This window comes from Polyangium spumosum (assembly GCF_009649845.1).
Lineage (GTDB): Bacteria > Myxococcota_A > Polyangia > Polyangiales > Polyangiaceae > Polyangium > Polyangium spumosum.
In genome coordinates, this window is the sequence record NZ_WJIE01000007.1 from 180569 (window position 1) to 193630 (window position 13062).

General features: G+C 69.5%; 11 protein-coding genes. 6 read left to right on the top strand and 5 right to left on the bottom strand.

The features are described from left to right. The first annotated feature begins 102 nt into the window (after nt 1–102). Genes panC through GF068_RS24900 form a run of 3 tightly spaced genes read left to right on the top strand, consistent with a single transcriptional unit; the run spans nt 103 to nt 3080 of the window. Nucleotides 103–993: a pantoate--beta-alanine ligase gene (panC, locus tag GF068_RS24890; RefSeq protein ID WP_153821956.1), complete on the top strand. Its 891-nt coding sequence runs from the start codon at nt 103–105 to the stop codon at nt 991–993. Then, complete coding sequence (gene tmk, locus GF068_RS24895; RefSeq protein ID WP_153821957.1) at nt 986–1651, top strand: dTMP kinase; 666 nt, start codon at nt 986–988, stop codon at nt 1649–1651. The genes panC and tmk overlap by 8 nt, the downstream gene beginning before the upstream one ends. 13 nt (nt 1652–1664) lie before the next feature. After that, complete coding sequence (locus tag GF068_RS24900; RefSeq protein ID WP_153821958.1) at nt 1665–3080, top strand: YecA family protein; 1416 nt, start codon at nt 1665–1667, stop codon at nt 3078–3080. Between the two features lie 466 nt (nt 3081–3546). Here the strand turns inward: GF068_RS24900 and GF068_RS24905 are convergent, their stop codons facing one another. Beyond that, nucleotides 3547–3909, bottom strand: coding sequence for a VOC family protein (locus GF068_RS24905; protein ID WP_153821959.1), 363 nt, complete (start codon nt 3907–3909; stop codon nt 3547–3549). A gap of 80 nt (nt 3910–3989) precedes the next feature. Then, on the bottom strand, nt 3990–5603 hold the full coding sequence (locus GF068_RS24910; RefSeq protein WP_153821960.1) for a hypothetical protein: 1614 nt from the start codon (nt 5601–5603) through the stop codon (nt 3990–3992). Nucleotides 5604–6007: 404 nt separating this feature from the next. On the opposite strand from GF068_RS24910, the gene GF068_RS24915 reads away from it, so the two are divergent. Further along, nucleotides 6008–7225, top strand: a complete 1218-nt coding sequence (locus GF068_RS24915; RefSeq protein WP_153821961.1) for a vWA domain-containing protein — start codon at nt 6008–6010, stop codon at nt 7223–7225. Between the two features lies 1 nt (nt 7226). Here GF068_RS24915 and GF068_RS24920 read toward each other — a convergent pair whose 3' ends face one another. After that, nucleotides 7227–8384 carry a tetratricopeptide repeat protein gene (locus tag GF068_RS24920; RefSeq protein WP_206079540.1) on the bottom strand — a complete coding sequence of 386 codons (1158 nt, stop codon included), beginning with the start codon at nt 8382–8384 and terminating at the stop codon, nt 7227–7229. 213 nt (nt 8385–8597) lie between these two features. On the opposite strand from GF068_RS24920, the gene GF068_RS24925 reads away from it, so the two are divergent. Beyond that, entirely contained in the window at nt 8598–8804 is a 207-nt protein-coding gene (locus GF068_RS24925) for an HP1242/YdcH family protein (RefSeq protein ID WP_153821962.1), read from the top strand. 94 nt (nt 8805–8898) lie between these two features. On the opposite strand, the gene GF068_RS44355 is transcribed toward GF068_RS24925, so the two are convergent. Both GF068_RS44355 and GF068_RS24935 read right to left on the bottom strand, forming a co-directional pair. After that, a complete protein-coding gene (locus tag GF068_RS44355; RefSeq protein WP_206079541.1) occupies nt 8899–9561 on the bottom strand; it encodes an outer membrane protein assembly factor BamD in 663 nt (220 codons plus the stop codon). Nucleotides 9562–9593: 32 nt separating this feature from the next. Continuing rightward, nucleotides 9594–10931 carry a purple acid phosphatase family protein gene (locus GF068_RS24935; protein ID WP_170319659.1) on the bottom strand — a complete coding sequence of 446 codons (1338 nt, stop codon included), beginning with the start codon at nt 10929–10931 and terminating at the stop codon, nt 9594–9596. A 143-nt stretch (nt 10932–11074) separates the two neighbouring features. On the opposite strand from GF068_RS24935, the gene GF068_RS24940 reads away from it, so the two are divergent. Then, nucleotides 11075–13060: a serine/threonine protein kinase gene (locus GF068_RS24940; protein WP_153821964.1), complete on the top strand. Its 1986-nt coding sequence runs from the start codon at nt 11075–11077 to the stop codon at nt 13058–13060. Nucleotides 13061–13062 lie beyond the last annotated feature (2 nt).

The following is a 13062-nucleotide window of genomic DNA, read 5'->3' on the forward strand; positions in this document are numbered from 1 at the left end:
GGTAGTCTAGCCCAGTCGATCGCTCGGAGGCTCGTGAGAAGGCAGCTCGCGGCAGGCCGCTCGGCTCCTTGCGGCGTGTGCTTTCTGCTAGCGTGGCGCGCCATGGAGATCTGGCGCTCTCCTCTGGACTTTCGCTCTGCGTGTGAAGAAGCGCGGCGGCGCGGCGCGCGCGTCGGCCTCGTTCCCACGATGGGAGCCCTGCACCGCGGCCATCAGACGTTGATCGAGGAGGCCCGCAAGCGCGCCGACTTCGTCGTCGTCTCGATCTTCGTCAACCCCACGCAGTTCGGCCCGAACGAAGACTTTTCGCGGTATCCGCGCGACCTCGAAGGGGACGCGGCGAAGTGCGCGGCGTCGGGCGCGCGCGGCGTCTTCGCGCCGGCCCCCGCGGACATGTACCCGCCCGGCGACGAGACACGCGTGCGTGTCGGCGCCACGGCCGCGGGGCTCTGCGGCGCGCACCGGCCCGGTCACTTCGAGGGCGTGGCCACGGTGGTCGCGAAATTGTTCGCGCTCGTAGGACCCTCCGTCGCGCTCTTCGGTCGCAAGGATTATCAGCAGCTCAAGGTGATCGAGCGCTTCACGCGGGACCTCTTCCTGCCCGTCGAGGTCGTTGGTGTACGAACGGTGCGCGAGCCGGACGGGCTCGCGATGTCGTCGCGCAACGCGTACCTCTCGGCAGAGGCCCGCGGGCGGGCGCTCGCCATCCCGCGCGCGCTCGCGGCGGCCGCGCGCGCATTCGAGGCGGGGGAGCGTCGCGCCGGCATGCTGACGGCGCTCGCCCGCGGGCACGTCGCGCCGGTCGCGACGTCGATCGACTACGTGGACGTCGCCGACGCGGACTCGCTCGCCGTGCTCGGCCCCGAGGAGCACACGCCCGATCGGGCGCTGCTCGCGCTCGCCGTCCGCATCGACGGCGCGCGGCTCATCGACAACCTGGTCCTCGGCGAGGATCCGATCCCGCTCGAGCCTGAAGGAGAACGTCATGCGTGAACGCGAGGACGGAAACAACGGCGTCTTCGTCGTCTTCGAGGGGATCGACGGCGCGGGGACCACGACGCAGGCCGACAGGTACGGGTCGTTCTTGCGCGGGCGACGCCGGCTCGCGCACGTCACGCGGGAGCCGAGCGGCGGACCGATGGGCTCGTTGCTCCGGCTCGTGCTCACGCAGCGCGTGAACCTGCCGTCGAGGCACCGCGACGCGACGATGGCGCTGCTCTTCGCGGCCGACAGGCTCGATCACATCGAGGCCGAGGTCGCCCCGCACCTGCGCGACGGGTACGTGGTCATCTCGGATCGGTACGAGCTCTCGAGCATCATCTACCAGTCGATCGGCCTCGAGGACGAGGGGGCGCGCGCCGACATGATCGCCTGGATTCGCCACGCGAACCGCCACGCGCTCAAGCCCGACGTCACGGTCGTCGTCGACGTCGATCCGGAGGTCGCCGCGCAACGCAGGCGCGCCCGCGGCGGCGCGAGCGAGCTCTTCGAGGAGCCCGAGCTCCAGGCCCGCCTGGCGCGCGCTTACCTGCGCGCCGACGAGATCATCGGCGGGGATCGCCTGGTGCACGTCGACGGCAACGGCGATGTCGATACGGTCACCGACGCGATCATCCGCGCGCTCGAGCCGTACGTGGGTGAGGGGCCCTGACGAGCCGCTTCGCATGAGCGACACGGGCCACGCGCATCACTTCCTCTCGCGGCTCGACCGGCTCTCGGTGCCGCACCTCGATCTGGCCCTGTCCCTCTACCGCGACGACGCCCTGCTGCGGCACATCCTGAGCACCTCGCGTGTCCCGGAGGGCGCGGAGCGGGTGGCCGTGTCGCTCGCGGATCCCGTGAAGGGGCCTTTCCTGGTCGTCACGCGTGACGGGAAGTTCGTCACGTGCCTCGGCGAGGGGATGAGCGCCAAGAACCTCCACGTCGTCACCCGCGAGCGGCTCGACGCGGTGATCGGCCGGGTCACGCGGTTGCGCGAGCGCAGCGAGCGCGCCATCGCCGCGCAGGACAACGCCCGCGAGTTCATGAGCGCGCTCTACGATCGCGGGCCCTGGTTCACCCGCGAGCAGTTCCAGGCCGTCGCGGCGATGCAACCGTTCCTCGCGACCCACCTCTTGCGGTGGATCATCGAGGATTTCATGGACGTCCAGACGATGCGCCAGCGCCTCCTGCGCGAGGTGCCGAAGAGCGGGAAGCTACATCGGAGGTTCGACGAGCTCTTGCACGTGTTCTGGTGCCGGAGCTGGACGCTCGGGCACCTGTCGGTGCTCGCCGCGATGGACGGCAGAGCTCCCTACGAGCACCTGCCGGAGGCCGCGCGGGACCCCTTCCTGAGGCTCTCGTTCTCGTGGCTCAGCGTCTCGCAGTCGCTCGTCGGCAACGCGCTCCGTGGCCTCTGGAGCGCGGCGCGCTTCGGCAAGGAGCTGCTGCCGGTCTACAAGAAGGACAACGACAAGGCCGACACCCTCCTCCAGACGGTCGACGCCGTGTTCACGCTCGCGGTGATGGGTTGTCGTCATGCGCGGCTGCGGGCGGAGATCCGGAAGGCGCTCTCGCCGAACGACCTCCCGCCGGAGGCGCCGCGCTTCGTGGCGGCCATCCGGACGCTCGCGCTGCAGGTCCTCGACGCCGAGGACAAACACGGCCCGACGTCCGTCCTCCATCAGCACGGCCGGGAGGGAGCGACACGCGCGGTCGCGTTCGCGAAGCGACTCCCGCCGACGTCGCCCTACCATTTCAAGGAGATCGAGGACGTACCGCCGGAGATCGCGTATCGCGTCCTGCTGCTCGACGGGACGGACTTCGTGAACCATCGCGAGGCGATCGTGCCGATGACGTACGCGCTTCAATGGCTCTCGCACGCGACGGCCGACGATCTCTACCTGCCTGCCGATTACATCGCCGCTGTCCGCACCCCGTACGACCCGAGCCACGTGCTCGCGATCCTCCGCGACGATCGCAAGATCGAGAAGTCCGCCCTCGCGGAGGCGGCGAAGGCGCAGCAAACCGGCCCCGCCCGCAGCGCGCCGTGCCCGTGCGGAAGTGGGAAGAAATACAAGCGCTGCTGCGGCGAAGGCTGAGCGGGCCTCACCCCCCAACCCCCTCTCCGCACAGCGGAGAGGGGGCGAAATGCGCTGGATCCAGGTGGATACTCCCTCCCTCTCCACTGTGTGGAGAGGGAGGGTTGGGGTGGGTGAGGCCCGTGCCTGTGGAACCCCCTCTGCGCGCCCCGCTCTTCACGGGTGCCTCCGCGCTCTTCACGGGTGCCTCCACGCTCTTCACGGGTGCCTCCGCGCGCTTCACGGGTGCCTCCCCGCTCTTCACGGGTGCCTCCACGCTCTTCACGGGTGCCTCCGCGCGCTTCACGGGTGCCTCCGCGCTCTTCACGGGTGCCTCCGCGCTCTTCACGGGTGCCTCCGCGCGCTTCACGGGTGCCTCCCCGCTCTTCACGGGTGCCTCCCCGCTCTTCGCAAGGCCCTCCCCGCTCTTCGCAAGACCCTCCCCGCTCTTCGCAAGGCCCTCCCCGCTCTTCGCAAGGCCCTCCCCTCAAGGCGCGTGGCAAACCGCCTCGATGTTGTGCCCATCCGGGTCCAGCACGAACGCCCCGTAATAGTTCGGGTGATACATCGGCCGGAGCCCGGGTTTGCCGTTGTCCTTGCCTCCGGCGCGGATCGCGGCCTCGTAGAACGCGTCGACCGTCGCGCGATCCTTCGCGACCAGCGCGACGTGCTGGCGATACCCCACCTCGCCCCCCGCGCCGAGCCAGAAATCCGGCTTGCCCTTCTCCCCGAGCCCACACACGCCGGGGAACTCCATCATCACCGCATACCCGAGGGGCGCGAGGGCGGCCGCGTAAAACGCCTTGCTCTTGTCCAGATCACGGACGCCAATCGAAACGTGGTCAATCATGGGCGGGAGGATACCCGAGCGAAGGAGCCGTGTCGCCACGAATTCCTTCGCCCGGGGCGCCTCCCCGACAAACGCCCCCGTCAGTAAGCGCTCGAAGGCTCCGACGACGGCTCCGGCGCCGGCGTATCCGCGATTTCGCAGACCGCGTTCGCGATCGTCACGTCGTCGAGGTTCCAGCCCGACACCGTGAAGACGCCGCCGTTGCCCACCTCGAAGCCGAAGCGCACGCGCATCTGGGGGTTTCGGTATGCCGTGAGGTCGTACGTCACGAGCGTCCACGCCGCGTCCTTGAGCGCCGGAGGCCCGCCCGAGTTCCACACGTTGACCCACGCGTTGCCGTCGAAGACGTCGACGGTGTTCGTCATGTACGGGCCGTAATCGCTGTTCAGCCAGCGATAGAAGGAGAGCCAGAGCGAGCCCGTGCCGCTCGTGTCGAGCACGGGGCTCACGAGGTACTCGGGCGGGTGGACGGCCTCGGCCGCATATCCTCCGATGTTCACGCCCGCGATGCCGTTGTCGGCCGTCGACGTCCGGTCCGTGTCCGGGTCCTCGGCGCCGTGCGACGCGTTGCCCGGCGAGGCCTTCGCGGGGCCGATCTGCCACTCGCCTTCGAGCGTCCAGCCCGCCGCGTTGTCCGCGAACGTCTCGTGCAGGTACACGACGTACCCCTCGGCCTTGCCGCCCGTACACGACCCGGCCGAGCACGTCTCGCCCAGCGTGCACGCATTGCCATCCTCGCACGCTCCGCCCTCGTTGACCGGCACGGCCACGCAGACGCCCGTCGCGTCACATTGACCCACGTTGCAGTCGTTCGCGGCGGACGCGCAGGCCACGCCGGGCGTCGGCACCCGCTGACAAACGCCCGACGCGTCACACATCCCCGTGTTGCACTCGTCCGCGACCTCGCTGCACGCGCCGCCCTCGTTCTTGGGCGCGCCCACGCACGCTCCCGTGGCCGCTTCGCAAACGCCCCTGTTGCAGTCGTCGCCGGCGCTCGTGCAGTCCTTCGGCCCTCCCCCCTGGCAGGCGCCGGCGGCGCAGGTCTTGCCCGTCAAACACGGGTCGCCGCCTTGCTCGCAGGCGAGGCCCTCGTTGCCGGGGACGGGCTCGCAGGCCCCCGTCTGGGGGTCGCAGACCGCGACGTGACAATCGTCGGGCACGGGCGCGAAGTGACAGCTCTTCGGCGAGCCGACGCAGGCGCCGCCCTTGCAGGACGACGAGACCGTGCAGGCGTCGCTCGACACGCATGGCGCTCCGTCGAGCGCGGGCCCTTCTTCACACGAAGCCGTGGCCTCGTTGCAGGTCACGACCGAGCAGGTCGCGGCCTTCAGCCCGCAGTCGTTCTGCACGCCCCCGACACAAACGCCGGACTGGCAGGTGTCCCCCACGGTGCAAAAGAAGCCATCCTCGCAGGAGGTCCCGGCCTGGCGCGGGATGACGGCGCAGCGCCCGGCCTCCTCGTCGCAGACGGACACGAGGCAGGGCGGCGTGTCGACGAGCGAGCAATCCGCCGGGCAGCTCGTGGCCCCGAGGGTGCTCTCGCCGCCGCCCGCGCCGCCTTCGCCTTCGCCTTCGCCCTCTCCCTCTGCCTCGGTCTGGCCGCGCGTGACATCAAACGACGGCCGCGCGCACGCCGTGGCGACGACGCACACGGACGCGGCGAGAATGCGCCCCCAATTCATCCATTCCCTCATCGTGGACCCTCCAAAGCGCCGCGGGGAGGCCGGAGTCCTCGCCCGCGCGGCGCGACGACGCACCCTTGTCCGGAACGGCGCGCGTAGCCGCGACGCACCAGTTTTTCCAAATTGCACGTTGGTGATCGCAATCAGACGTCGCCCGATTGCGATCCAGACCCCGTAAGGCCATCATTTCGGCCAATGCCGCTGGTTCGATGCCCTCGTCGAAACCCATCTTCCATTCGTGGGTGCTTGCCGCGCACGTCCGTGCCGTATACATCGATCTCGCTCCGTCGTCGCCTCCCGAGCGCCTCGCGCCCTCTGAACTTCGCGGCCTCCGGAAGCGCAAATCACCCCGATCGGTAATGGACACGAGGCACCGAGCGGATGGTCGTCATTCTCCAGATTCGCCAGGAGTAAACATGTTTTTCCGCGCATCCCGCATCACGAGCACCACGCAGGTCGGACATCCGGGGCAGAGGGCCACCTCCGGCTTCCTCGGCCCCAGGACCCTCTGCGCCCTCGCGGCGCTCTGCGTCTCCTCGCTCGGCCTCGCGTGCAGCGCCTCCGGCGACCGTGATGGCCGGGCTTTCGGCAACGTGGAAGAGACGAGCGGCGCGGGGGACGGCGGAGGAGGTTCGAATCAAGGCGGCGCCCCCGGCACGGGCGGCGACATGTTCGATTTCGACGGCGGCATGCTGGGCACCGGCGGAGGCGGCGGCGAGGAGGCCTGCGCCCAGACCGGCGGGAAAGCCGAGCCCGTCGAGCTCGATCTCATCATCCTGCTCGATCGTTCGGGCAGCATGTACGGCCAGAACTGGAACGGCGCGACCGCCGCGCTGAAGCAATTCGTCGAGGATCCGGCCTCGGCGGGGATCAACGTGGGTATCCTCTATTTCCCCATCGATACCCCGCCGGACGGGCTCGTTTGTAACTTCAAACATTACGACGACCTCTCCGTCCCGATCGGGGCCTTGCCCGCGAACACGAACGCCCTCGTGCAGTCCATCGACGCCGAGAGCCCGAACGGCGGCTCGACGCCCATGTACGGCGCCCTCGAAGGCGCGCTCTTCGCCGCGACCGCCTACAAGGACGCGAACCCGAACCACAAGGTCATCCTGGTCTTCGCCAGCGACGGCGATCCCAATAGCTGCCCCGGCAACCAGAACGACATCCCGAGCATCGCCGGCCTCGCGAAGAGCGCCCTCGACTACAACGGCGTCGAGACGTACGTCGTCGCCATCAATGGCGCGAGCGTCCTCAACCTCGATCAGATCGCCGCCGCGGGCGGGACCCAGAAGTCATTCGACGTGACCGGCAACATCTCGCAGTTCGCGCAGAAGATGAACGAGATCCGCTCGAAGGCCCTCGCCTGCGAGTTCCTCGTCCCCGAGCCCCAGGGCGGCCAGCCGCTCGAGCTCGACAAGGCCACCGTCAAGCACACGAGCGGCCAGGGTATCGCGAAGGAGATCCCGCAGGCCCAGGGCGCCGCCGACTGCGGCGTGGGCCCTGGCTGGTATTACGACGACCCGAAGGACCCGAAGAAGATCATCCTCTGCCCCGGCTCGTGCCAGGTCGTCCAGAGCGATCCGGACGCGAAGCTCGACGTCTTCTTCGGGTGCAAGCCCGACATTCACTGAGCTACGGCTTCTTCTTCAACGCCTCCAGGGCCTCGCGCAGCTCCTCCTCGGTGAACGGGAGCCGCGCGAGCGCCGCCTTCTCGTCGGCGAGCGCGAGCTCGAGCGCGCGCTCGGCCTCGCGCGCCCGACCGATCCAGGCCGACGCTTCCCCCGTCCGATCCCCGAGCCGCGCCGTCCCCTTCATCATGTCGAGCCCCTTCTCGAGGAGCACGCGGTACCGCAGCCGCATCGCCCCCTCGAAGAGCTGCTTCTCGCGAAGCGTGTCCGCCGCCGCGGGCGGAGGCACCCGCATCACGTCGCGGTGGAGCTCCTGGTAGAGCTGCCCCACGCGGTAACCCGCCATCGCCGACCAGTGGGCGTCGAGGCTGCGCATCGCCTCGGTGTACGCCCCCTGCGCGTCGAGCAGGCCCTGGCAACGCTTCTCGAGCGTCTCGGCGAAGTTCGGCGGCACGGGCACGAACGTGATCGCCTCGCTGCGCTTGCGCCGCACCTCGCCCACCGCGAACCAGAGCTGCGCGAGCTCGATCGGAGGCTTGCCCGACACGCCGAGCCGCTCGCGCTCCACGAGGTCCCGCGCCACCGAGACCTCACGCGCCGCCTCGTCCACGAGGTCCTGCTCGACGAGGCCGAGCGCCCGCGCCCCGCGCGCCTCGATCTGCTCGAGCACCACGAGGTCCTTCCGCGCGAGGAGCTTGTCCGCCACCACGACGAGCTCGCTCCAGCGCTCGAGGTACGCGAGGACGCGACCGAGACGAAAGAGCGCGCTGCGCTCGAGCGCGTGGCCGGGGAAGCGACGCAGGAGCTCGCGATGCCGCGCGGCCGCAGTCTCGCGCTCCCCGAGCGCCTCGTAACCGACGGCCGCGTTGTAGAGGCTCGCGGCCCCGATCTCACCGTCCGGCGCGAACCGCTCGAGCTTGTCGAAGACCTCGGCGGCCTCGTGGTGTTTTCCGGCGAGGAGCAGCGCCTTCGCCCGCTCGAACTCCGCGACGAGCTCGGCTTCGCTGTAGGGCGAGACCACGACGGGCGAGACCTCGACCACGGGTCCGACCGCTGCCTTCGGCGCCGGGCGCTTCGCCTCGGGGCGAGGGCCGGACGAACCACAACCGGCGAGCAGGCCGACGAAAAGGAGCACGAGGACCGTACGGGGAGAATCCATCATAGGACGGCCGGGGGCATCGCGGACGAACTCGGCCCTGCGGAACGGCGGGCGAAGAAGCACATGAGCCGCGCGGAAAGGGGATCCGAGGCCCCTTGTCCTAGGGTACCTTGAAACCATCGCGTGCGGCTCCCCGACCTCGGGGGGCGGCTCGATGATGGACCAGCAAGCGGGGCTCCTCGAGATCAGGACGGGAGCCCTCACCTGGAGGTGGGCATGATGAAGCGGGAGTACGGGACCGATTCCGATGCCGAGCGGCTGAACCATGCAGAGATGCGCCATCGGGAGCTCGACGCGCGTCTCGCCGAGCTCGGGCGACACGCGTACCTGACGCCCTCCGAGCAGCTCGAGATGGCCGAGCTGAAGAAACAAAAGCTCAAAGCGAAGGACGAGATTCACGCCCTCCGCCGGGGAGCGTCCTGACCCGAGGACGACCGGCCGCGGGGCGATCGCCCTTCGAACGAACGAGAGCGCCGATCGGCGAGGCCGATGCGGCGCTCTCGGCGTTTTACGAGCCCTACTTCGGCGACGCGGCAGGCGCGGGCGCGGCAGGCGCGGGCGCCGCAGGCCCGGGAGCCGCGGGAGCCGCAGGCCCGGGAGCCGCGGGCGCCGCAGGCCCGGGCGTCGCGGGAGCCGCGGGCGTCGGAGCGGCGGGCGGGGTCGCGCTGGGATCGTCCTTCTTCTCGACGCCCTCTTCGCCCTTCTTCTCGTCCTTCTTGTCGGAAGGCGCCGCGTCCTCGACGCTCTCGATGCCGCCGTACACGTCCTTGTTGAGATCAGTCAGCGCGTCTTCGAGCCGCTTCTTCTCGTCGCCCGTGAGCCCGCCGGGCGTGTTCTTCTCGATGGCGGCGGCGACGGCGAGCCAGTGGCGCGCGTTGTCACGGAAGTTGCGGCGCGGATCGGCCACGCCGCCCGGCACGCTGGCCGCGAGCGCGAGCCCCGCGAGCCGGTAGTCGGTCATGCCGCGGAGGTAGGCGTACTTCGCTTGCTCGGCGTCCGAGAGCGAGTCGATGTCGGGCTCGAGCACGCGGAAGAGCGCGAGCGCCTTCTCGTACTGGTTCTCCTCGTAGTGCTTCTGCGCCCGCTCGAGGTCCTGACGGTACGTGGCGCAGCCGAACAGCACGCTGCCGCCGAGCGCCAGCGCAGTCGCGATCGAGACGAGCGAGGAAAACCTACGCATGGCGGGACGATATCCCCGGGCTCGCCCGGTGATCAAGTGTCTCCCGCGGACGAAACGCGGCGCCTCGCCCCGAGGGCCCCGAGCGCGGCGAGGGCGACGAGCGCCGCGACCCCGCCCCCGTCGCCGGCCGAGCTGCCCGGGGCAGCGCAGGCGCACGTGGTGCTCGCTTGTTGCGGCGGCGGCGTGGCCGTCGCGCCGGGCTTCTTGTCGGCGGATGTGCAGGACCAGCGCTCGGCCCCCCGGTAGCTGCATGGCTCGATCACGGTCCCGCTCGCGCGGCGGGCGAGGATCTTCACCTCGGGGCCGTCGATCGCGACCTCGAGGAAGTGGTGCACCGACTCGAAGAGCTGCGTCTCCGGGCCGCGGCGCTTCTGCTGGTAGAGCGGCGCGCCCGCGCCCCCCGACACGACGTACTTGAGCCCCTGCCCTTCGCCGCGCTCGTAGGCGTGATCGTGCCCCGACACGACGAGCTCGACCTTGTTGTCGCGCAGCATCGGGACGATGCCTTGTGACGCGAGGCGCGTGTTGCCTCCGTGAGGCCCGCTCGAGAACGGCCCGTGGTGCAACACGGCGATGCGGTGCTCGAGGCCCGGCTCGTCGAGCGCGCTCGCGAGCTCGGCCCGGAGCCACTCCTTCTCGTCGCCGGTCCACGTATCCATCGCGTTCAGCAGGAAGAACCGCGTGTTCGACCAGCGAAACGAGCCGTAGAGGTGCGGCCGCTCCCGCCCATCGGCCTCCGTCGGCGCGAAGTAGCGGAGGAAGTTCACCTGCCCCGTGGGGTCGGGCGCCGTCAGCTCGTGGTTGCCGACGGCGACGAACACGCTGCGGCTCGCGAGCAGGTCGCCTTCGATCTGGAAGAACTCCTGCCACTGCGCCTCGTTGTCGCCGTCCTGGACCATGTCGCCCGTGTGCACGAGGAAGTCGGCCGGCGCTCGCTCGATGGCGCGGATCACGGCCGCGTGCGAGGCCGCGTCCGAGCGGCTGTCGCCGTACACCACGAACTTGAAGGGGCGATTGTCGGCGGGCGCCGTGGTGAACTCCACGGGCTTGCTCTCGGCGTCGCCGATCTTCACGCGGTAGGCGTAGGTGGTCGCGGGCGCGAGGCCCTCGACGCGGATCGCGTGGAAGCGCTTCTGCGTCTCCGAGGCCTTGGAAGCCTGGAAGCCCGAAGGCCCGGTCACGAGGACCGTCGCCGGCTCCGGCGTCGCGATCTCCAGCTTGATCGTGACGGCCGTCTGGCCGAGCGCTTGCAGGTACGGCCCCTTGCGGATCGAGGCCGCCTCGGCGGAGCCCGCGATCACGAGCGAGGAGGCCGCGATGGCGAGCGCGAACCGGATCAAAAACGAGGGGGGCACGACGCTGCCTAGCATGGATCTTGCGCTCATTTCCAGCCGGAGGGCGCGCGACCACGACGGAGGTGTGATGGGGTGCGCGGCTGGAAGAATCCGTCGACACAGGGAACCACCATGTCATGATGCTGCGCCGTAGCCTTACGGACAGACGGGATTAGGGGATGGTGCAGCGCGCGGGCGGAGAGCCACAGGACGACGCGGGGATCAACCTGGCCGCGTTCCCTGAAGAGAACCTGCCGCGCCAGTTCGGCAAGTACACGCTCCTGCGTCGGCTCGCGGCCGGCGGGATGGCGGAGATCTTCCTCGCCTTGCACCGCTCGGTGGCGGGCTTCGAGAAGCTCATCGTCATCAAGCGCATCCTGCCCTCGATGAACCACGACCAGGCGTTCATCGAGATGCTGCTGCACGAGGCGCGTGTCGCCGCGACGATGTCGCATCCGAACATCGTGCAGACCTTCGACGTCGGTCAGGTCGACGGGACGTACTTCATCGCCATGGAGCACATCCACGGCGAGGACATCCGCTCCATCGTCCGCGCGATGCGCAAGAAGGGCCTGACCGAGTTCCCGCTCGAGCACGCCGTCGCGATCGGCCTCGGCACCTGCGCGGGCCTCGCCTACGCGCACGAGAAGCGTGACCTCGAGGGCAACCTCCTGCACATCGTGCACCGCGACATCTCGCCGCAGAACATCGTCTGCACGTTCTCGGGCGACGTGAAGATCGTCGACTTCGGCGTGGCCAAGTCGAGCTCGCAGGTCGGTGAAGACACGAAGGACGGCCAGCTCAAGGGCAAAGTCCCGTACATGTCGCCCGAGCAAGCGTCGGGCGGCGACGTCGACTGGCGCAGCGACATCTTCGCCGTGGGCGTGCTGCTCTTCGAGCTCACCACGGGCAAGCGGCTCTTCAAGGGCTCGAGCGAGTTCGAGACGCTGAAGCTCATCTGCGAGAAGGACTATCCGCGCCCGAGCCAGGTCAAGCCCGGCTACCCGCCCGCGCTCGAGCGCATCGTGATGAAGTCGCTCGAGAAGAAGCGCGAGGAGCGCTACCAGAGCGCGCGCGAGATGCAGAGCGACCTCGAGGCGTTCGTGCGCGAGGAGCGGATCCCGGTCTCGCAGATCAGCCTCACGCAGTGGATGCAGTCTCTCTTCCAGGACAAACTGGAGCAGCAGAAGGAGGCGCTGCAGGACGTCAAGCAGCTCGCCGACATCATCGCCATGCAGCACAGCCCCTCGATGTACGAGGGCACGGTGACGAGCGGCGGGGGGCTCTCGGCGAGCGGCGTGGGCAGCTCGCAGCCAAAACGTTCGAGCGTCGGGCTCTGGATCGCGCTCGCGACGGTGGTGCTCGTCGGCGTGGGTGGCTTCTTCTACATGCGCAAGCAGGCCGCGGACCGCGAGGCGCAGATGCGCGCCGAGGCCGAGAAGGCGCAGGCCGTGCGCGAGAAGGAGACGAAGGGCGCGGTCGACATGAAGTGCGGCGGCGACGAGGGCTGCTCGATCTGGATCAACGGCGAGCTGCAGAAGCAGGTGACGCCGGCGAAGCTCGAGGGGCTGCCGCTCGACAGCGAGATCAAGCTGAAGCTGACGAAGGAGGGCTTCGAGGCGCACAGCGAGTCGATCACGCTGTCCGAAAAGGAGCCCACGCGCGCCGTGCACGTCGAGATGAAGACCGGCTCGGTCACGGTGGTCTTGAAGGTCGATCCCCCCGCGACGGTGTGGCTCGACAACAAGCCGCTGAAGGGCGTGGTCGACAAGATCGAGGGCCTCTCGGCGGGCGAGGAGCACAAGGTCGTGCTGCAGCTCTCGGGGTACGTGCCGAAGACGATCTCGTTCACCGCCGAGAAGGGCGAGACGAAGGTCATCCAGGAGCGGCTCGTGAAGGCCGACCCGACCGCGGCGGCGGCGGCGAACACGGGCAGCCCGAGCCCCGGCGGCGGCGGCAGCGGCAAGGTGCGCGTCACGTCGAAGGGCGGCTTCTGCAACGTGACGATCAACGGCGTCGGTTACGGGTCCACGCCGGTCGAGGCGCAGGTCAACGCGGGCACGGCGCGCGTGAACTGCAAGCCCGACGGCGGCGGTCCCTCGCAGTTCCAGGCCGTCCAGGTGAAGGCCGGCGAGGTCGCGCGCGCGGCGTTCAAGTTGAACTAGTC